The organism is Streptomyces sp. NPDC001904 (assembly GCF_040297005.1).
Lineage (GTDB): Bacteria > Actinomycetota > Actinomycetes > Streptomycetales > Streptomycetaceae > Streptomyces.
Genome location: NZ_JBEOYI010000001.1, coordinates 401,811 through 420,202, shown reverse-complemented (window position 1 = coordinate 420,202; position 18,392 = coordinate 401,811). Strand labels below are relative to the sequence as shown.

General features: G+C 71.9%; 18 protein-coding genes. 5 read left to right on the top strand and 13 right to left on the bottom strand.

All coding sequences use genetic code 11. The features are described 5' to 3' along the window. Positions 1–9: 9 nt before the first annotated feature. The gene (locus tag ABT127_RS01865; RefSeq protein WP_351443894.1) at positions 10–954 is read left to right on the top strand and encodes a formylglycine-generating enzyme family protein; all 945 of its coding nucleotides are present in this window, start codon (positions 10–12) and stop codon (positions 952–954) included. Here the strand turns inward: ABT127_RS01865 and ABT127_RS01860 are convergent. Together ABT127_RS01860 and ABT127_RS01855 are read right to left on the bottom strand one after the other, a co-directional pair. After that, positions 876–1,262 carry a VOC family protein gene (locus ABT127_RS01860; protein ID WP_351443893.1) on the bottom strand — a complete coding sequence of 129 codons (387 nt, stop codon included), beginning with the start codon at positions 1,260–1,262 and terminating at the stop codon, positions 876–878. The genes ABT127_RS01865 and ABT127_RS01860 overlap by 79 nt on opposite strands. After that, positions 1,259–2,074, bottom strand: coding sequence for a trans-aconitate 2-methyltransferase (locus tag ABT127_RS01855; RefSeq protein WP_351443892.1), 816 nt, complete (start codon positions 2,072–2,074; stop codon positions 1,259–1,261). Before ABT127_RS01855 ends, ABT127_RS01860 begins: the two co-directional genes overlap by 4 nt. 88 nt (positions 2,075–2,162) lie before the next feature. Here ABT127_RS01855 and ABT127_RS01850 point away from each other — a divergent pair, with 88 nt between their 5' ends. Continuing rightward, positions 2,163–2,660 carry a MarR family winged helix-turn-helix transcriptional regulator gene (locus ABT127_RS01850; RefSeq protein WP_351443891.1) on the top strand — a complete coding sequence of 166 codons (498 nt, stop codon included), beginning with the start codon at positions 2,163–2,165 and terminating at the stop codon, positions 2,658–2,660. Between the two features lie 46 nt (positions 2,661–2,706). Here ABT127_RS01850 and ABT127_RS01845 read toward each other — a convergent pair whose 3' ends face one another. Next, entirely contained in the window at positions 2,707–3,456 is a 750-nt protein-coding gene (locus tag ABT127_RS01845) for a LuxR C-terminal-related transcriptional regulator (protein WP_111665963.1), read from the bottom strand. A 263-nt stretch (positions 3,457–3,719) separates the two neighbouring features. Here ABT127_RS01845 and ABT127_RS01840 point away from each other — a divergent pair, with 263 nt between their 5' ends. Continuing rightward, on the top strand, positions 3,720–4,166 hold the full coding sequence (locus ABT127_RS01840) for a GNAT family N-acetyltransferase (RefSeq protein ID WP_351443890.1): 447 nt from the start codon (positions 3,720–3,722) through the stop codon (positions 4,164–4,166). Positions 4,167–4,259: 93 nt separating this feature from the next. Here the strand turns inward: ABT127_RS01840 and galK are convergent, their stop codons facing one another. From galK to galT, 3 genes are read right to left on the bottom strand one after another with little or no spacing between them, the layout of a single operon-like run. Next, positions 4,260–5,423: a galactokinase gene (gene galK, locus ABT127_RS01835; protein WP_351443889.1), complete on the bottom strand. Its 1,164-nt coding sequence runs from the start codon at positions 5,421–5,423 to the stop codon at positions 4,260–4,262. 13 nt (positions 5,424–5,436) lie between these two features. Continuing rightward, positions 5,437–6,417, bottom strand: coding sequence for a UDP-glucose 4-epimerase GalE (gene galE / locus ABT127_RS01830; protein ID WP_351443887.1), 981 nt, complete (start codon positions 6,415–6,417; stop codon positions 5,437–5,439). Further along, positions 6,417–7,481 carry a galactose-1-phosphate uridylyltransferase gene (galT, locus tag ABT127_RS01825; protein WP_351443886.1) on the bottom strand — a complete coding sequence of 355 codons (1,065 nt, stop codon included), beginning with the start codon at positions 7,479–7,481 and terminating at the stop codon, positions 6,417–6,419. The genes galE and galT overlap by 1 nt, the downstream gene beginning before the upstream one ends. 210 nt (positions 7,482–7,691) lie before the next feature. Here galT and ABT127_RS01820 point away from each other — a divergent pair, with 210 nt between their 5' ends. Beyond that, positions 7,692–9,377, top strand: coding sequence for a sodium:solute symporter family protein (locus ABT127_RS01820; RefSeq protein WP_351443885.1), 1,686 nt, complete (start codon positions 7,692–7,694; stop codon positions 9,375–9,377). Positions 9,378–9,394: 17 nt separating this feature from the next. Next, a complete protein-coding gene (locus ABT127_RS01815) occupies positions 9,395–9,685 on the top strand; it encodes a hypothetical protein (RefSeq protein WP_351443884.1) in 291 nt (96 codons plus the stop codon). 247 nt (positions 9,686–9,932) lie between these two features. On the opposite strand, the gene ABT127_RS01810 is transcribed toward ABT127_RS01815, so the two are convergent. From ABT127_RS01810 to ABT127_RS01780, 7 genes are all read right to left on the bottom strand, one after another. Continuing rightward, entirely contained in the window at positions 9,933–10,634 is a 702-nt protein-coding gene (locus tag ABT127_RS01810) for a helix-turn-helix transcriptional regulator (protein ID WP_351443883.1), read from the bottom strand. A 231-nt stretch (positions 10,635–10,865) separates the two neighbouring features. Beyond that, positions 10,866–12,515 carry an outer membrane protein assembly factor BamB family protein gene (locus ABT127_RS01805; protein WP_351443882.1) on the bottom strand — a complete coding sequence of 550 codons (1,650 nt, stop codon included), beginning with the start codon at positions 12,513–12,515 and terminating at the stop codon, positions 10,866–10,868. Between the two features lie 104 nt (positions 12,516–12,619). Then, the gene (locus tag ABT127_RS01800; RefSeq protein ID WP_351443881.1) at positions 12,620–14,422 is read right to left on the bottom strand and encodes an ABC-F family ATP-binding cassette domain-containing protein; all 1,803 of its coding nucleotides are present in this window, start codon (positions 14,420–14,422) and stop codon (positions 12,620–12,622) included. Positions 14,423–14,607: 185 nt separating this feature from the next. Further along, a complete protein-coding gene (locus ABT127_RS01795) occupies positions 14,608–14,868 on the bottom strand; it encodes a hypothetical protein (RefSeq protein ID WP_351443880.1) in 261 nt (86 codons plus the stop codon). A gap of 49 nt (positions 14,869–14,917) precedes the next feature. Next, complete coding sequence (locus ABT127_RS01790; RefSeq protein WP_351443879.1) at positions 14,918–15,817, bottom strand: 4-(cytidine 5'-diphospho)-2-C-methyl-D-erythritol kinase; 900 nt, start codon at positions 15,815–15,817, stop codon at positions 14,918–14,920. After that, positions 15,814–16,680, bottom strand: a complete 867-nt coding sequence (gene rsmA / locus ABT127_RS01785; protein ID WP_351443878.1) for a 16S rRNA (adenine(1518)-N(6)/adenine(1519)-N(6))-dimethyltransferase RsmA — start codon at positions 16,678–16,680, stop codon at positions 15,814–15,816. The genes ABT127_RS01790 and rsmA overlap by 4 nt, the downstream gene beginning before the upstream one ends. Positions 16,681–16,881: 201 nt before the next feature. Beyond that, positions 16,882–18,246 carry a resuscitation-promoting factor gene (locus ABT127_RS01780; protein ID WP_351443877.1) on the bottom strand — a complete coding sequence of 455 codons (1,365 nt, stop codon included), beginning with the start codon at positions 18,244–18,246 and terminating at the stop codon, positions 16,882–16,884. Positions 18,247–18,392: the final 146 nt, after the last annotated feature.

Genomic DNA, 18,392 nt, shown 5'->3' with positions numbered 1-18,392 from the left:
GGAACCCCGATGGGCCGCCGCTGCTGCGCTCCCGACCGCACCGCCGCACCGGGCGGGACCACCGCCCTGCCGCTGCCGGACCGGGACACCGGGCGGCAGCGGCGGCCCGCCGGGGCCTTCGCACCGCTCCTCGCCCTGCCCGGGGGCGTCTTCCGGATGGGAACCGAGGACACCGACGCGTTCCCCGACGACGCCGAGGGGCCGGTGCGCGACGTGCAGGTGGCGCCGTTCCGGATCTCCGCCACGGCCGTCAGCCACGCCGAGTTCCGCGCCTTCGCCGACGCCACCGGCTACCGGACCGAGGCCGAGCGCTTCGGCTACTCCTTCGTCTTCCGCCACAGCGCCACCGCGGCGGCCCGCCCGCACGCCGAACCCGTGCCCGGCGCCGACTGGTGGCTCGCGGTGCCGGGCGCCTGGCACCGCGCACCGGAAGGCCCCGGCTCCGGCTCGGACGACCGCCTCGACCACCCCGTCACCCACGTCTCCTGGCACGACGCGCGGGCGTACTGCGCGTGGTCCGGCACCCGGCTGCCCACCGAGGCCGAATGGGAGTACGCGGCGCGCGGCGGCCTCGACCAGGCCCGCCACCCCTGGGGCGACGAACCGCCGACCCCGGACCGCGCGGTGATCTTCCGCGGCGCGTTCCCGGACGGTCCGACGGCCGAGGTCGGCACCGCCCCCGTGCGCTCGCTCGCCCCCAACGGCTTCGGGCTGCACCACGCCGTCGGCAACGTGTGGGAGTGGACGGCCGACCGGTTCGAGCCCGGCTCGCCCGCGCGGGCGCTGCGCGGCGGCTCACACCTGTGCCACGACTCGTACTGCAACCGCTACCGCTGCTCGGCGCGGACGTCCAACACGCCGGACGCCTCGACCGGTCACACGGGCTTCCGCGTGGTGGCGGACGGGGACGGTTCGAGGAATTCGAGCCGGTTGCCGACCGGGTCGGTGGCGTAGAAGCGCAGGTGACCGGGGAGACCGTCGTCCCAGACCACCTCGGCGCCGGCTTCCGTCAACCGGCGGGCGAACGCCTCGATGGCATCCACCCGCAGCCCCGGATGCGCCTTGCGGGCCGGACGGAAATCGCGCTCGATCCCCAGATGGAGCTGGACGCCCCCAGCCGCGAACCAGCATCCCCCGCGGGCGGCGAGCACCGGCGGCTTGGGGATCTCGGTCATCCCCAGGACATCGGCGTAGAAGGAGCGCAGCAGTGCCTCGCTGCCCTCGGGCGCGGCGAGCTGCACATGGTCCAGAGCGACGATCACGCGGGCTTCACCGCCACCACGAAGATCCGGCGGAAGGGCAGCACGGTGCCGTACGAGGCCGCCGGGTAGGCCGCCCGCAGCAGGTCCCGGTAGGCGGCGACGAACGCGTCCCGCGCCCCGGGGTCGTCGGCGAGCGCGGTGAGCACGGGCCGCAGCCCGGTCCCCTTCACCCAGTCGAGGACCGGGTCCTCGCCCTCCAGCAGGTGCAGATACGTGGTCTCCCAGGCGTCCACCGCGCAGCCGAGCCCGGCGAGCCGGTCCAGGTACGCGGCCGGGTCGAGCACCGCGTCGCCGTGCCGCAGCACTCCGTCGAGCCGGTCCTTCCACGGGGCGGATCCGGCGAGTTCCCGCATCAGGGCGTGGCTGGGGGCGTCGAAGTTGCCGGGCACCTGGAAGGCGAGCGTGCCGCCGGGGGCGAGCGCGTCCAGCCAGCGCGGGAAGGCGTCGACGTGGCCGGGGACCCATTGCAGGGTCGCGTTCGAGGCGATCAGGTCGTACGTGTCCGTGGGCGCCCAGTGCGCGGCGTCGGCGTACGCGAAGTCGATGCGGCCGCCGCCCGCCGTGGGTCCGGCGTGCTCCTCGGCGCGGGCGAGCATGTCCGGGGAGTTGTCGTAGCCGGTGATGTGCGCGCCGGGCCAGCGGTCGGCGAGCAGGGTGGTGACATTGCCGGGGCCGCAGCCCAGATCGGCGATGCGGGGCGGGGTGCGGGGCGGTTCCGGGACGCGGGCGAGGAGGTCCGCGAAGGGGCGGCCGCGGTGGTCCGCGTGGCGGAGGTACTGCTGCGGGTCCCAGGTGGGCGAGCTCGTCGTCATGCCTTCAGGCTCACCTCTTTTATATCTCGATGTCAAGAGACTCGATATCAAGAGACTTCATGTCGACACACCCCCTACACTGATCGCCATGGAGGACGAGGTCGACCGTCTGGTCGCAGCGTGGCGCCGAGAGCGCCCCGACCTCGACGTGGAGCCCCTGGAGGTGCTCAGTCGGGTCAGCAGGCTTGCGCGCCATCTCGACCGGGCCCGCCGGCTGGCCTTCGCCGAGCATCAGCTGGAGCCGTGGGAGTTCGACGTGCTGACCTCGCTGCGGCGGGCCGGGGCTCCGTACCAGCTCTCCCCCGGGCAGCTGCTCACGCAGACGCTGGTGACGTCGGGCACGATGACCAATCGCATCGACCGGCTCACCAAGAAGGGGCTGGTCGAGCGGCTGCCCGATCCCAGTGACCGGCGCGGCGTGCTGGTCCGGCTCACCGCCGAGGGGCGCGACCGCGCCGACCAGGCGCTGGCGGGGCTCCTCGACCAGGAGCGCGCCATCCTCGCCGAGCTCTCCCGAGGGGACCGGGCCGAACTGGCGTCGCTGCTACGGCAGTTGACGGCGCCGTTCGACAACATTCCGGGATAGTCGTCCGGCTGACGGCCGGTGGCCGCCAGCCGCGCGACCCGGCGATTCAGCTGGCGGCCTCAAGATCCACAGGCCCGACACCGGCCCTGCGCGCGAGCGCCACCGCGGCGAGGGTCGAGTGCACCCCCAGCTTCCCCAGCACGTTCTGCATATGGGTCCGGACCGTGTGCGGCGACAGGAACAGCCGCTCGGCGACGGCCTTGCGGCCGAGCCCGGCGACCATGCACCGCAGCACCTCCCGCTCCCGGGGCGTGAGCGACTCCACCAGCCGCTCCGACTCGGTGCGGTGCTTGCGCGCCGCGGTCAGCTCCCGCAGCACCCCGGTCAGCAGCGCCGGGGGCAGATGCGTCTCGTCGCGCAGCACCCCCCGTATGACATTGAGCAGCCGCGACAGCGAGCAGTCCTTGGCGACCCACCCGGAGGCACCGGCCTGCAGCGCCAGCGCCGCCCGCCGCGGATCGTCCCGCTCGGCGAGCACCACCGTCCGCACGGCGGGCTGCCCCGAACGGACGCCCGCGACAAGGGAGATGCCGTCCACGAGCCCGTCCTGCGCACCGCCCTCGGGCACCACGGTCGGCGGGCGCATGCCCTGCAAGGACGCTGCGCCCAGGTCCGCGTCGACGAGCAGCACATCGAATCTGCGCCCCTCGGCGGCCGCCCGCTCCAAGGAGCGCAGCGCGGCCGGGCCGCTGCCCGCGGCCGACACGTCGACGTCCGGCTCCGCGGCGAGCGCCGCGGCGAGGGACTCGGCGAAGATGCGATGGTCGTCGACGACCAGAACCCGAATACGTACCACTGAAACCCCCACTGGTCGGGAGGATGACCAACGCAGGTACGGCGCCCGGAGTTTCAGGTCACCGCAGCCGCACGGCCGCCGCCGCGCTGAACCGCTACCCCCACTCCGGGCGTCGTACCCGGCTGTCTCGCCCCCTGATCAACACCGGCCCCCACCGGTGTTGTCATCAGACTAGGGCTGCGGGCCCCGAGGGGAAGGCAATTCGCAGAACTGGTTCCCAGTTGACCGACCAGCGACTGTCCAGCGCGTTTATCGTGGGGCGCATGTTTCGCTTTGAGACAGAAGTCGACAAAGAGCGCGGACTTCTGCTCCGCTCGCTGCTGAGGGACACCAACACCGCGGCGTCACCCGCGATCCGCGCCCTGCGCGGCACCCCTGACGAGCGCGAACTTCCTCTGCAGGTATGGGCGTTCGATCCGGCGGACGGATCACTGGCCGGCGGGCTCGACGCCCACGTCTGGGCGACCTGGCTCCACGTCGACCTGCTGTGGGTCGCGGACCGTCACCGCGGCGCGGGCCTCGGCTCCCGTCTGCTGGCCGAGGCCGAAAAACTCGCCGTCGAACACCACGGATGCGCCAACTCCCGCCTGGAGACCTGGGACTTCCAGGCCCCGGGCTTCTACCGCCAGCACGGCTACGAGGTGGTGTCGGTCATCCCGGACTATCCCCCGGGAGTAAAAGAGTTCACGCTGACAAAACGGCTGGCCTGAGGAGCGCCCTGCAGGGGCGCGGGGAACTGCGCGACAAGCCACGACGGCGAGAAAGCCTCGCACGCCCCACACCCCTACGGCGCAGACGAACCCTCAACTCAGTCGCCGGGCCCCCGCAGACGGAACCGCGGCAAACACCCGGGGAGCCGTATACCCGGCCCCCTCGAACGCGGCCAGCACCGACTTCGTCACCGCCTCCGCGTCCCCGTCCTCGACCAGCACCACGGCCGACCCGCCGAACCCGCCCCCGGTCATCCGCGCCCCGACCGCGCCGGAGGCGACGGCGGTGGCGACGACCAGGTCCAGCTCGGGGCAGGAGATCCGCAGGTCGTCGCGGAGCGAGACGTGTCCCTCGTTGAGGACGGGCCCGATCCCGCGCACGTCCCCGGCGTCGAGCAGTTCGATGACCCGCTCCACCCGGTGGTCGTCGCTGACGATGTGCCGGACGTAGCGGACGACCTTCTCGTCGGCCCCGGCCCGCTCCAGCGTGGCGACGGCGTCGTCGAGTCCGGCGTACGGGACGTCGCGCAGGTGCGAGACGCCGAGCACCCGGGCGCCCTCCTCGCAGCCGGCCCGCCGCTCCGCGTACGCCCCGTCGCCCAGCTCGTGCTTGACGCGGGTGTCGACGACGAGGAGTTGCAGCCCCTCGTCGGACAGGTCGAACGGGACCTGACGGATCGACAGGTCACGGCAGTCGAGGTGCAGCGCGTGCCCCTCGTTCGCGCACGCCGACGCCATCTGGTCCATGACCCCGCACGGCACACCGACGAAGACGTTCTCGGCGCGCTGCGCGAGAACGGCCAGTTCCTGCGTGGTCAGGCCGAGGCCGAACAGGTCGTTGAGCGCGTACGCCGTCACGACCTCCAGGGCCGCCGAGGAGGACAGGCCCGCGCCGGTCGGCACCGTGGAGGCGAGGTGGAGGTCCGCGCCGGTGACGGCGTGGCCCGCCTCGCGCAGCGCCCACACCACGCCCGCCGGGTACGCGGCCCAGCCGCCCTGCCCGTACCTGGTGAGCGGGGTCAGTTCGTCGACGCGCAGTTCGGCGACGGGGGCGTCGATGTCGGCCGAGTGCAGCCGCAGCACGCCGTCGTCCCGCTTGGCCACGGCCGCCACCGCGGTGTGCGGCAGCGCGAGGGGCAGTACGAAGCCCTCGTTGAAGTCGGTGTACTCACCGATGAGGTTCACGCGGCCCGGGGCCGCCCACACCCCGGCGGGCTCGTACCCGTACAGATCACTGAACTGCGCGGCGATGGACATGGCTCGCTGCCCCCTACTTCTCCTGCTGGCGCGCCTGGGCGAACTCCCAGGCGTCGGCGACGATTCCCGCGAGGTCCGCGCGGGACGGGTTCCAGCCGAGGCGCTCGCGCGCGGTGGCGGCGGAGGCGACCAGGACCGCCGGGTCGCCACCGCGGCGCGGGGCGATGACCTCGGGGATCGGGTGGCCGGTGACCCGGCGGACGGTCTCGATGACCTCACGGACCGAGAAGCCATTGCCGTTGCCGAGGTTGCAGATCAGGTGCTCGGCGGGGCGGGCGGCCTCGACGGCCAGGAGGTGGGCCTCGGCGAGGTCCGCGACGTGGATGTAGTCGCGCACGCAGGTGCCGTCGGGGGTCGGGTAGTCGTCGCCGTAGACCGAGATGGCCTCGCGGCGGCCCTGGGCGACCTGGAGGACGAGCGGGATGAGGTGCGACTCGGGGTCGTGCCGCTCGCCGCAACTGCCGTACGCGCCCGCCACGTTGAAGTATCGAAGGGAGACGGCCGCGAGTCCGTGGGCCTTCGCCTCGCCGCTGATCATGTGGTCGACGGCGAGCTTGGAGGCGCCGTAGGGGGAGGTGGGCGCCGTCGGGTCGGTCTCGGTGATCGGGGTGCTGACCGGCTCGCCGTAGGTGGCGGCGGTGGAGGAGAAGACCAGCTTCTTCACTCCGGCCGCGCGCATCGCGGCGAGCAGGGCCATGGTGCCGCCGACGTTGTTGTCCCAGTACTTCTCGGGCTTCACGACGGACTCGCCGACCTGCGAGAAGGCGGCGAAGTGCAGCACGGCGTCGAAGGAGGCGTCGAGCCACTTGGCTGCGTCGCGGATGTCGCCCTCGACGAAGTCGGCCCCGGCGGGGACGCCCTCGCGGAAGCCGGTGGAGAGGTTGTCGAGGACGGTGACCTCGTGGCCCGCCTCCAGGAGATGCTGCGCGACGACGCTGCCGACGTACCCCGCGCCGCCCGTGACCATGTACTTCCGAGAATCGGCCTTGCCCATTACTTGCTCGCTACCTCTCGCAGTCGCTCGGCCGCGGTCTCCGGCGGCACGTCGTTGATGAACACGCTCATACCGGACTCGGAGCCCGCGAGGAACTTCAGCTTGCCGGAAGTACGGCGGATGGTGAAAAGCTCCAGGTGCAGCGCGAAGTCGTCACGCGTGACGCCCTCGAACTCCTCCAGCGGGCCGAACGGAGCCTGGTGCCAGGCGGCGATGTACGGCGTCACCGGCTGGTCCGCACCGAAGATCCGGTCGAAGCGCCTCAACAGTTCCAGATAGATCTTGGGGAATTCTGTGCGGGCGTCGTCGTCCAGCGCGAGCAGGTCCGGGACCCGGCGCTTGGGGTAGAGGTGGACCTCGTAGGGCCAGTGGGCGGCGTAGGGCACGAAGGCCACCCAGTGCTCGCCCTCCAGGACGATCCGGCTGCCGTCCTCGATCTCCTTCTCGACGACGTCGGCGAACAGGTTCCGCCCGCCGGTCTGCTCCTTGTGCTGGGCGGCGGAGCGCAGCATCAGCGCGGTTCGCGGGGTGGTGAAGGGGTAGCCGTAGATCTGCCCGTGCGGGTGACCGAGGGTGACGCCGATCTCGGCGCCGCGGTTCTCGAAACAGAAGACCTGTTCGACGGAGTCAAGATGGGACAGCTCGGCCGTGCGGTCGGTCCAGGCCTCCAGGACCAGACCGGCCTGCTCCTCGCTGAGGTCGGCGAAGGACTTGTCGTGGTCGGAGGTGAAGCAGACCACCTCGCAGCGGCCCGCGTCCCCGGCGAGCGAGGGGAACCGGTTCTCGAAGACGACGACGTCGTACGAGGAGTCGGGGATCTCGGAGAGCCGCTCGCCCTGCGAGGGGCAGAGCGGGCACTCGTCGGCCGGCGGGTGGTAGGTGCGGCCCTGCCGGTGCGAGGCGACGGCGACCGCGTCGCCGAGCAGCGGGTCGCGGCGGATCTCGGAGGTGGTGACCGTGGGGTCGAGGGGGCGCCGGTCCACGGCGTCGCGCACGACGTCGTCCCGCGAGTCGTAATAGATCAGTTCACGACCGTCGGCGAGCCGGGTCGACGTCTTCTTCACGTCCGATGCTCCTCATCGCACCAACAAACAAACAGAACCAAACACAACAAAGCATAAGGCAACAAGCGCGTCAAGAGATGTGCCACGATCCCGCACAAGCGAGAGGCTTCGATCACAATCAAACAAAGAACATCAACGTAAGTGTTCACTTATTGAAGTCAGAGGCGTAGGTTCCCGACTGTTTCAGTTCGCGCAACGAAGCGAGTACTCATGCAGTCCCCCACAACCACGCTCGCGGCAGGGCTACGGCTGCCCACCAACGGCCTCGACTACGCGATCCTCGCGATCTACTTCGTCGTCGTCCTCGGCATCGGCTTCATGGCCCGCCGCTCGGTGAAGACCAGCCTCGACTTCTTCCTCTCCGGCCGCTCCCTGCCCGCGTGGGTGACCGGCCTCGCCTTCGTCTCCGCCAACCTGGGCGCCACCGAGATCCTCGGCATGGCCGCCAACGGTGCGCAGTACGGCGTCTACACCGTCCACTGGTACTGGATCGGCGCCATCCCGGCCATGGTCTTCCTGGGCCTGGTCATGATGCCCTTCTACTACATGTCGAAGGTGCGCTCGGTTCCCGAGTTCCTGCTCCACCGGTTCGGCGCCTCCTCCCACCTGCTCTCCTCGATCATCTTCGCCGTCTCCTCGGTGCTGATCGCGGGCGTCAACCTGTACGCGATGGCCCTGGTGCTCCAGGCCCTGCTCGGCTGGCCGCAGTGGCTCGCCATCGTCATCGCGGGTCTGTTCGTCCTCGCGTACATCACGATCGGCGGTCTGTCCTCCGCCATCTACAACGAGGTCCTGCAGTTCTTCGTCATCCTCGCCGCGCTCATCCCGCTGACCATCGTCGGCCTCAAGCGCGTCGGCGGCTGGGACGGCATCTCCGACTCGCTGTCGCACTCGCACGGTGACTCGTTCATGTCGGCCTGGCAGGGCACCGGCATCGGTTCCTCGAACCCGCTCGGCGCGAACTGGCTGACCATCGTGCTCGGCCTCGGCTTCGTGATGAGCTTCGGCTACTGGACGACCAACTTCGCCGAGGTGCAGCGCGCCCTGTCGGCGAAGAACCTCTCCGCCGCCAAGCGCACGCCGCTGATCGCCGCGTTCCCGAAGATCCTCATACCGATGGTCGTCGTGGTCCCGGGCCTGATCGCCCTGGTGATGGAGCCCTCGCTCGGCAAGGCCGGCAAGGACGGGCTCCAGTACAACGACGCGATCCCGGTCCTCATGCGCGACCTGCTCCCCAACGGTGTCCTCGGCATCGCGGTGACCGGTCTGCTGGCCGCGTTCATGGCCGGTATGGCGGCCAACGTCTCGTCGTTCAACACGGTGTTCACGAACGACATCTGGGGCGCGTACGTCAAGAAGGGCCGCAGCGACGGGTACTACCTGAAGACCGGCCGGGTCGTGACCGCCGTCGGCGTGTTCATCGGCATGGGCACGGCGTTCATCGCGGGCAGCTTCAGCAACATCATGAACTACCTGCAGACGCTGTTCTCGTTCTTCAACGTCCCGCTGTTCGTGGTCTTCATCATCGGCATGTTCTGGAAGCGCACCACGGCCGCGGCCGGTTTCTGGGGCCTGCTGTCCGGCACGGTGGCCGCGATGGTGAACTACTTCTGGTTCTACAAGCAGGGCGTCATCTCGATCCCCTCGGACCAGGGCGCCAACTTCGTCTCCTCGATCGTCGCCTTCGTCGTCGGCGGAGTCGTGATGTTCGTGGTCACGATGTTCACCAAGTCCAAGCCCGTCGAGGAACTGGCCGGTCTCGTCTACGGCACCAAGTCCCCGGGCATGGAAGAGCCGCCCGCCGAGGGTGACGACGCCTGGTACCGCAAGCCGGCCCTGCTGGGCTGGGGCGCGATCGTCCTCGCCGCCATCTGCTACATCCCGTTCTCCTTCTGAGGTCCGAGGTACACGACATGAGCGACCACACGAACAGCCACGTGGACGAGGTGAAGGAGCTGGAGGCCAAGTCGGCCACGGCCGCCCACCTCTTCGACGTGCGCCGCATCATCGGCGGACTCTTCGTGGTGTACGGGATCATCGTCACGATCGCGGGCATCACGGCATCCGACGCGGACCTCAAGAAGGCCCAGGACATCAACATCAACCTCTGGTCGGGCATCGGCATGCTGGCCCTGGGGCTCTTCTTCCTGGTCTGGCTGAAGCTGCGCCCCACGGCGCCGCCGACTCCGGACGAGGACGCGTGAGCGCGTAACCGGAACGGGCCGGGCGCACCGCCGCAGTGCGGTACGCCCGGCCCTTTCGCGCACCGCGACCCGCACACGACGCAGAAGGCCCGCCCCGTCGAAACGGGGCGGGCCTTCTGACTCGGAGCGCCGGGCAGGCCTTGCACCTGCATTTCCCCGCAGGAAGCGGGGCGTCTTTCCTTGGACCACCAACGCACTGTCCCGCACTGTCAGTTGCAGCGCCGAACGCAAGATCGACTATAGCCCACTACTCCTGCTCATGGGAAGCGGAAGGCTCATCGCCCACCGGGCCCGCCCGGTCGAGCAGGCCCGTGCGGGCCGCGAGGGCGGCGGCCTCCAGGCGGGATCCGACGCCCAGCTTCATCAGGACGCGCTGCACGTGGGTGCGGGCCGTGGACGGGGCGATGCCCATGCCGGCCGCGATCAGCCGGGTGTCCTCGCCGTCCGCGACCCGGACCAGGACCTCCACCTCGCGCGGAGTCAGCATCTGGAGCAGCCGCTGGCCCTCGTCGTCCGGCTGGGCCGCCGGGTTGAGCAGTTCGCTGAACGCGCCCTGGAGCAGTGCGGGGGCCACGGCGGCCTCGCCCGCCCGCGCCTTCATCAGGGCCCGCTCCACTCCCTCTATGCGCTCGTCGTGCCGTACGTACCCGGAGGCGCCCGCGGCGAACGCCGCCGCGATGCCGCGCGGCGACGGGACCGGGCCGAGGACCACCACCGCCACCTGCGGACGCTCCTTCTTGATCCGGACGACCGGGTCGAAGGTGCCCGGCTCGGCCGGGGCCGACGTACCCAGGAGGCAGACCTCCGGAGCGCGGGAGATGACCAGTTCGGCGGCGCCCGCGGCGGGCGCGGCCGCGGCGAGGACACGGTGTCCGCGCAGTTTCAGGGCCGAGGCGAGCGCCTCGGCCAGCAGTCGGTGGTCGTCGACCACCATGAGCCGCACTCCCATCGGGCCAACCCCCCAGTTCGACCCAGAAGCAGCACATGTCCCCTGGGCCCCCCACGGACAGGCGAGCCCCCCGACTCCCCGTCCTCCTTCATCCACCGGAAGCTACACGCTTGTTCGACGTCGCGCGCCCCCTACCGGTCAGAAGCGGCCCTGAATGCTGAAATCGCAGCTTTTCGGGGGTGATTGGGGGTGCGGGAGCGTAGAACCAGGCCACCTGGCGCCCGGTTGTGATCAATGCGCGGATCCGCCCGCGCTGAACGCGACGGCCGTGTACTCCTTGCGGTCCTTCGAGGCGGGCGCACCGGTCAGGGCCTTGCCGAGGAACAACCGGCCGCCCGAGTAGCGCACTTCGGAGCCGGTGAGTCCGACGACCATGCCGCTCACGGCGTACGCGGCCGTGTCGTCGGCCGGGGTCTGCAACAGCGTCGTCTGCTTCATCGACCGGGGATCGACGGACACGACGCGCGCGCCCTTGCCGAACGAGCCGTCCGCGTAGGCGAGGACGTTCCCGCCGTCCATCCGGAGGGGGAAGAGCCGGTGGGCGCCGCCGTCGGCCCGGCCGGTGAGCCGCCCGGAGGCGAGGCCGTAGGAGACGATCTCGTTGGTCGTGCCGGCGGGGCCGCCCTCGTGCGGGCGGGTGGCCAGATAGACCCGTCCGTTGCCCACGACGATCTTCCGGCAGCCGTCGGTCCGCCCGACGTCACAGCCGAGGTCGTAGCCGTCGGCGTCGAGCGGGATGGTGGTGAGGGGCCTGCCGGTGGCGGTCATCGGGGTGATGCCGGTGACGGTGCCCGCGGCGCCCTCCCCCGTGCCGACGCCGACCACGACCGGGTCGGTGGCCAGGACCCGGGCGCTGCCGACACCGTCGGCGAGCTTGTACGTCCACCTGGGGCGCCCGGTCTCCGGGTCCAGGAGCTGGACCTCGTACTGCTCCCGGCCGTCGACGGCGCACCTGCGGACGGTGGCCAGTTGCGCGCCGCCCGCGTAGCCGACGTCCTGGCAGGTGCCCCTCTGCGGCTGCCACAGGATCCTGCCGGTCTTGATGTCGAACGCGGCGCCGCCGCGCAGTCCGCCGCCGAGCGCGAGCGTGTCGCCGGAGAAGACGGGCTCCTCGAACGGGACGGCGGCGGCGCCCGTGCCGACGCTCTTCGTCCACACCTTCCTGCCGGTGTTCACGTCGAACAGGGTGATCTGGGTGCAGGGCCGGTGCCGGCCGTCCGCGGCCCGCGCGCCGTTCTCGCTGACGACGGCGGCCAGCGCGTCCTTGGTGACGTCCTCGGTGGCGCCGCAGGTCTGGCCGGGCAGCCGCAGCGTCCAGGTCTTCTTCCCGGTCGCGGGGTCGTGGCCGACAATCCGGCCGACGTCCGCCTTGGCGTACGTACGGTCGGTCAGCCAGGAGCCCACGACGCTGTCCACGTGGTTCCCGGCGACACGGGGCGCGGGCAGTGCGAAGGCGAGCCGGGCGGCGGGGTCGGCGGGCACCTTCTCCTCGCCCGGGGCGCCGAAGCCGGATCCGGAGGCGCTCGCGTCGTCGCCGCCCCGCTTGCCGTCGGCCGCGGTGCTGCCCGGACGGTCGCCGCCGCCGTCGTCGGAGGTGGCGTACAGGACGCCCACACCGATGATCAGGGCGATGGCCACGACGGCGGCGGCGATGATCAGGACCAGCGGCGCGCCGGGCCGCCCGGCGGGAGTGGGCGGCGGCACGGTGGGCGGCTGCGGATATCCGTACGCGTACGGGTGGGGGGTGCCGTAGCCCTGCGGGGGCGTCTGCGGCGGGGGCGGAGGGCCGAAGGCGGCGGGGGCCGGCGGCCGCTTCCGGAACGGGTCGTCCTGTGGTGCGGAGGCGCTGCCGGACGGCCGCGGGTCGGGCGGCTGTGTCATCAGCCCTCCCCTTTCTTCACTGACGGCCCCCCGGAACGAGTCCGGACGCGCGCCTCCCCAGGGCTCCGGACGCCTCTTTGTACCACCAGGCGGGCGGCCCCGGGTCAGGCGTCCTCGGCCAGCTCCAGCCAGCGCATCTCCAGCTCCTCGCGCTCGGCGACGAGTTCGCGCAGGTCCGCGTCGAGCTTGGCCACCTTGCCGAAGTCCGTCGCGTTGTCCGCGATCTGGGTGTGCAGCTTGGCCTCCTTCTCGGAGATCTTGTCCATCTGCCGCTCGATCTTCTGCAGCTCCTTCTTCGCGGCACGCGTGTCGGCCGCGGAGGGGCCCGACTTGGCGGCGGGGGCGGCGGCCGGGGCCGGGGTGGCGGCCTCGATCATCCGCTGCCTGCGCTCCAGGTACTCGTCGATGCCGCGCGGCAGCATCCGCAGCGTGCCGTCGCCGAGCAGCGCGAAGGTGTTGTCGGTGGTGCGCTCGATGAAGAACCGGTCGTGGGAGATCACGATCATGGAGCCCGGCCAGCCGTCGAGCAGGTCCTCGAGCTGCGTGAGGGTCTCGATGTCGAGGTCGTTGGTCGGCTCGTCGAGGAAGAGGACGTTCGGCTCGTCCATCAGCAGGCGCAGGAGCTGGAGCCGGCGCCGCTCACCGCCGGAGAGGTCGCCGACCGGCGTCCACTGCTTCTCCTTGCTGAACCCGAACTGCTCGCACAGCTGGCCCGCGGTCATCTCGCGGCCCTTGCCGAGGTCGACGCGGTCGCGGATCTGCTGCACGGCCTCCAGCACCCGCAGCGAGCCCGGGAGTTCGGTCACGTCCTGCGACAGGTAGGCGAGCCGGACCGTCTTGCCGACGACGACCTTCCCGGCGGCGGGCTGGTCGTCGCCGTGGCTGGTGGCCGCGTCGGCCAGCGCGCGCAGCAGGGACGTCTTGCCCGCGCCGTTCACCCCGACCAGGCCGACGCGGTCGCCGGGGCCGAGCTGCCAGGTCAGGTGCTTCAGGAGCACCTTGGGCCCGGCCTGGACGGTCACGTCCTCCAGGTCGAAGACGGTCTTGCCGAGCCGGGCGTTCGCGAACTTCATCAGCTCGCTCTTGTCGCGGGGCGGCGGCACGTCGGCGATCAGCTCGTTGGCCGCCTCGATGCGGTAGCGGGGCTTGGAGGTGCGGGCGGGGGCGCCGCGGCGCAGCCAGGCCAGCTCCTTGCGCATCAGGTTCTGCCGCTTGGCCTCTTCGGTCGCGGCGATCCGCTCGCGCTCGGCACGGGCGAACACGTAGTCCGAGTAGCCGCCCTCGTACTCGTAGACGTCGCCCTTCTGCACGTCCCACATGCGGGTGCAGACCTGGTCGAGGAACCAGCGGTCGTGGGTGACGCAGACGAGGGCGGAGCGGCGGGTCTGGAGGTGGCGGGCGAGCCAGGAGATGCCCTCGACGTCCAGGTGGTTCGTGGGCTCGTCGAGGACGATCAGGTCCTGCTCGGCGATGAGCAGCTTGGCCAGCGCGATGCGGCGGCGCTCGCCGCCGGAGAGCGGGGCGATGACGGTGTCGAGCCCCTGGGGGAAGCCGGGCAGGTCGAGACCCCCGAACAGACCGGTGAGCACGTCACGGATCTTGGCGTTGCCCGCCCACTCGTGGTCGGCGAGGTCGCCGATCACCTCGTGGCGGACGGTGGCCTCCGGGTCGAGGGAGTCGTGCTGGGTGAGCACGCCGAGGGTCAGGCCGCCGCTGTGGGTGACGCGGCCGGAGTCGGCCTCCTCCAGCCTGGCCAGCATGCGGATGAGGGTGGTCTTGCCGTCGCCGTTGCGGCCCACGACGCCGATCCGGTCGCCCTCCTGCACGCCGAGGGAGACGCCGTCGAGGAGGGCACGGGTGCCGTACACCTTGGTGACTGCCTCGACATTGACCAGATTGACTGCCATTTCGCTCCTGCCGCGGGGGTTTCGCCGGGCCCTGGCGTGGTGGGCCCGGCTGTCCAGCGTAGTCGGGAGCGCGTCCGCCCTGTTCCGCCGTCTGCCGCGCGCGGCCCGGTGGCCGCTTCTCGCGCAGTTCCCCGCGCCCCTGAAGCGAGCTCCGCTCGCCCAGGGGAGGCGCGCGAAGCGCAGCCTCAGGGGCGCGGGGAACTGCGCGACCAGCCACGACGGTGGGAAGGACGCGAGACGGCCGGACGGCGCAGGCGCTGTGCCCTGAGGAGCGGAGCGACCTCACGGGGGCGGGCCAGGCGGCCCGCGCCGCCGCCGAGCCCGGGCGGCGGCAGCGGATGGCCGCGCGCGGTGAGCGCAGCGTTCAGGCCGAACAGGGCGACGGCCCCGAGCGGCACGGCGGCCCGGCGCAACCGACGACGGCGACGACCTCTTGGTCTCTGCATGAGAGACAGCGTCCCGCGCCGGGGCGCGCCTCCGGCACCGTACGCGTACTCAGTTACCGCTGAGTACCGTCGCCCCGGGCGCGGGCGAGCCCGCCACCCGCACCGCCCGGCACGTCCCGGACGCCGCCAGACCGTCGGCGACGCCCCGCGCCGCGGCCTCGTCGGCCGCGAGGAACGCCGTCGTCGGTCCCGACCCGGAGACCAGCGCGGCCACGGCCCCGGCGGCCGTACCGGCGTCGAGGGTCTCCTTCAGGGAGGGGAAGAGGGAGAGCGCGGCGGGCTGGAGGTCGTTGGTGACGGTGGCGGCGAGCCGCCGCACGTCACCGGTGCGCAGCGCGTCGAGCAGCGCGGGCGAGGCGACCGGCTCGGGCGCCTCGGGGCTGAGCCGGTCGAACTCCCGGTACACGGCCGGGGTGGACAGGCCGCCGTCGGCGACGGCGAACACCCACCAGAACTCCCCGCCCACCTCGAGCGGCTGCAGCTTCTCACCGCGCCCGGTGCCGAGCGCGGCCCCGCCGACCAGGCTGAACGGCACGTCGCTGCCCAGTTCGGCGCAGATGTCGAGGAGTTCGGCGCGGGACGCCCCGGTGCCCCACAGCGCGTCGCACGCCACGAGGGCGCCGGCCGCGTCGGCCGAGCCGCCCGCCATGCCACCCGCGACCGGGATGTCCTTGGCGATGTGGATACGGACCGTAGGGTCGCCGAGCCCGTGCCGCTCGGCCAGCGCGATCGCGGCGCGGGCGGCGAGGTTCGTCCGGTCCAGGGGGACCTGATCGCTGCCCGGTCCCGTGCAGGTCAGGGTCAGCTCGTCGGCCGGCTCGACGGTCACCTCGTCGTAGAGGCCGACGGCGAGGAAGACGTTGGCCAGGTCGTGGAAGCCGTCGGGGCGGGCGCCTCCGACGGCGAGCTGGACGTTGACCTTGGCGGGGACGCGTACCGTCACGCTCACTGCTGCTTGGCCTCCGCGATCCGGGCGAACTCCTCGACCGTCAGTGCCTCGCCGCGTGCCTGCGGGGAGACCCCGGCCGCGACCAGCGCCTCCTCGGCGGCCTGCGCCGATCCCGCCCAGGTCGCGAGCGCGGCGCGCAGCGTCTTGCGGCGCTGGGCGAACGCGGCGTCGACGACGGCGAAGACCTCCGCCTTCGTGGCCGTGGTGGCGACCGGTTCGGTGCGGCGCACGAGCGAGACGAGGCCGGAGTCGACGTTGGGCGCGGGCCAGAAGACGTTGCGGCCGATGCTGCCGGCGCGCTTGACGTCGGCGTACCAGTTGGCCTTCACGGAGGGGACGCCGTAGACCTTGTTGCCGGGGCGGGCCGCGAGGCGGTCGGCGACCTCGGCCTGCACCATGACCAGGGTGCGCTCGATCGTCGGGAACGTGTCGAGCATGTGCAGCAGCACCGGCACCGCGACGTTGTACGGCAGGTTCGCGACCAGGGCCGTCGGGGGCGGGCCCGGGAGTTCGGTGACCTGCATCGCGTCGATGTTGACCAGGTCGAAGGCGTCCTTCTTCGCCGGGAGGCGGGCCGCGATCGTCGCCGGGAGCGCCGATGCGAGGACGTCGTCGATCTCGACCGCCGTGACGTGGCGGGCCGCGTCGAGCAGGGCGAGGGTGAGCGAGCCGAGGCCCGGTCCGACCTCTACGACGTTGTCGTCGCCGGTGACCTCCGCGGTGCGGACGATGCGGCGGACCGTGTTCGCGTCGATCACGAAGTTCTGGCCGCGCTGTTTGGTGGGCCGGACGTTGAGTGCCGCCGCCAGTTCGCGGATGTCGGCCGCGCCGAGCAGGGGGTCTTGGGGCTCTGTGGTGCTCACCGCTCAAGGGTAGCCGTGGGCCCGCCGAGGGTTCTCGCGCGCACTTCGTCTGCGGGTGCGTGGGGGCTGGTCGCGCAGTTCCCCGCGCCCCTGAGATGCGCACTTCGTGCGGCATCTCATCAGGGGAGGCTGCGCGCAGCGCATGCCTCAGGGGCGCGGGGAACTGCGCGACCGGCCACGACGAGAGCCGCGGCCGGACAGCTACCCGTTCAGGCGGGGACCGCAATGCGGCCAAGGGCTCGCCCCCCGGCGGACGTACAGCTTCTTCGCCCGGTACGTCTGCTCGGCGGCCGGAGCGTCCTGGGGCCGGCCCGAGCCGCCGAGGCTCTGCCAGGTCTGGGTGTCGAACTGGTACAGGCCCCCGTAGGTACCGGTCGCGTCGAGCGCCCCGGGCCGCCCGCCCGACTCGCACGCGGCAAGCCCGGACCAGTTCAGGGAATCGGCCCCGGCCACGGACGACGGCATCGGCTTGGTGCCGACCTTGACCACGCGGGACCGCGGCTCCCGCACCACCTCGGACTTCGTGCGCCGCGGTTTCTGCTTGACCCCGTTGACGGTGCGCAGCTCGTACGTCACCCGCTTCACGCCCGCCTCCCCGGCCTGCTCGACGACCTCGGTGCCGAGGAAGAGGGACGGATCCCGGGTGCGCTCGACGGCGAACGGGATCGACTCCTCGCGGGTCTCCCTGGTGCCGGTCACCCGCATCACGGTGACCGTCTGCCCGTCGCGCGGGAAGCTGCTCGCCGGTACCGAGGTGGTGTCCTGGCCGCGCAGCGTGATCCCGGCCTCGGAGACGGCCTCGCCGACGGTGGCGGCGTTGGTGCGGATGGTGCGCCGCTTCCCGTCGGCCATGACGGTGACGCTGCGCTCGGTGCGGACGGCGAGGTCGAGCCCGTGCCGCCCGATGCTCTGGGAGCGGGACGTCGAGACGTACGCGCCCTCGGCCCGTACCCCGAGCTGCCGGAGCGCCCCGTCGACGGTGTGGGCGGTCGTCCACACCTTGCGGCGTTGCCCGTCGAGGGTCAGCTGGACGGGGCGGCCGTAGTGCACGGTGACCTGGTCACCGCTGGCCAGTGCGGTGCCCTCGGCGGGCGCGACGAGATCGTGCGCGCCGACCGCGACACCCTCGTCGGCGAGGAGTTCGGTGACGTCGTCGGCGAAGGTGTGCAGGGTGCGTTCCTTGCCGTCGACGGTCAGCTCGATGGCCTTGTCGTTGGCGACGAACGCCGAGGTGCCGCCCGCGAGGAACGCGACGACGAGGGCCTGCGGCAGCAGTCTGCGCAGCCCGTCGGGCCGGTGGTCGGTCTTCTTGCGGCGGGCGGCGCGGCGCGCGGCGGCCCGCCCGCCGTCCTGCCCGCCGTCCCGCGCCGACTGGCGCGGCAGCCGCGGCTCGTCGGCGGGAGCGGCCGGCGGCGCCGCGTCCTCGTAGGCGGGCCGGTAGGTGTCCCCGTACAGCGGCTCGTCGGACTCGTGGGACCCGTACGGGTCCGACGGGTCCTGCGGCTCGTACGTCGGCTGGTACGGCTGGTACGGCTGATACGTCGTCTCGTACGGCGATCTGCTCACGACGAGGCTCCCGGCGCTCCAAGGGTCCGGCCCCGGAGAGGGCGGATCGGGCGAGCAGAACCTAGCGGAGCGACCGTCACTCTCCAAAGCAGCGCGACTACGCTGTGTCGCGATCATGCCCGAAGGTGAGCGGGTCCGATCGTTAT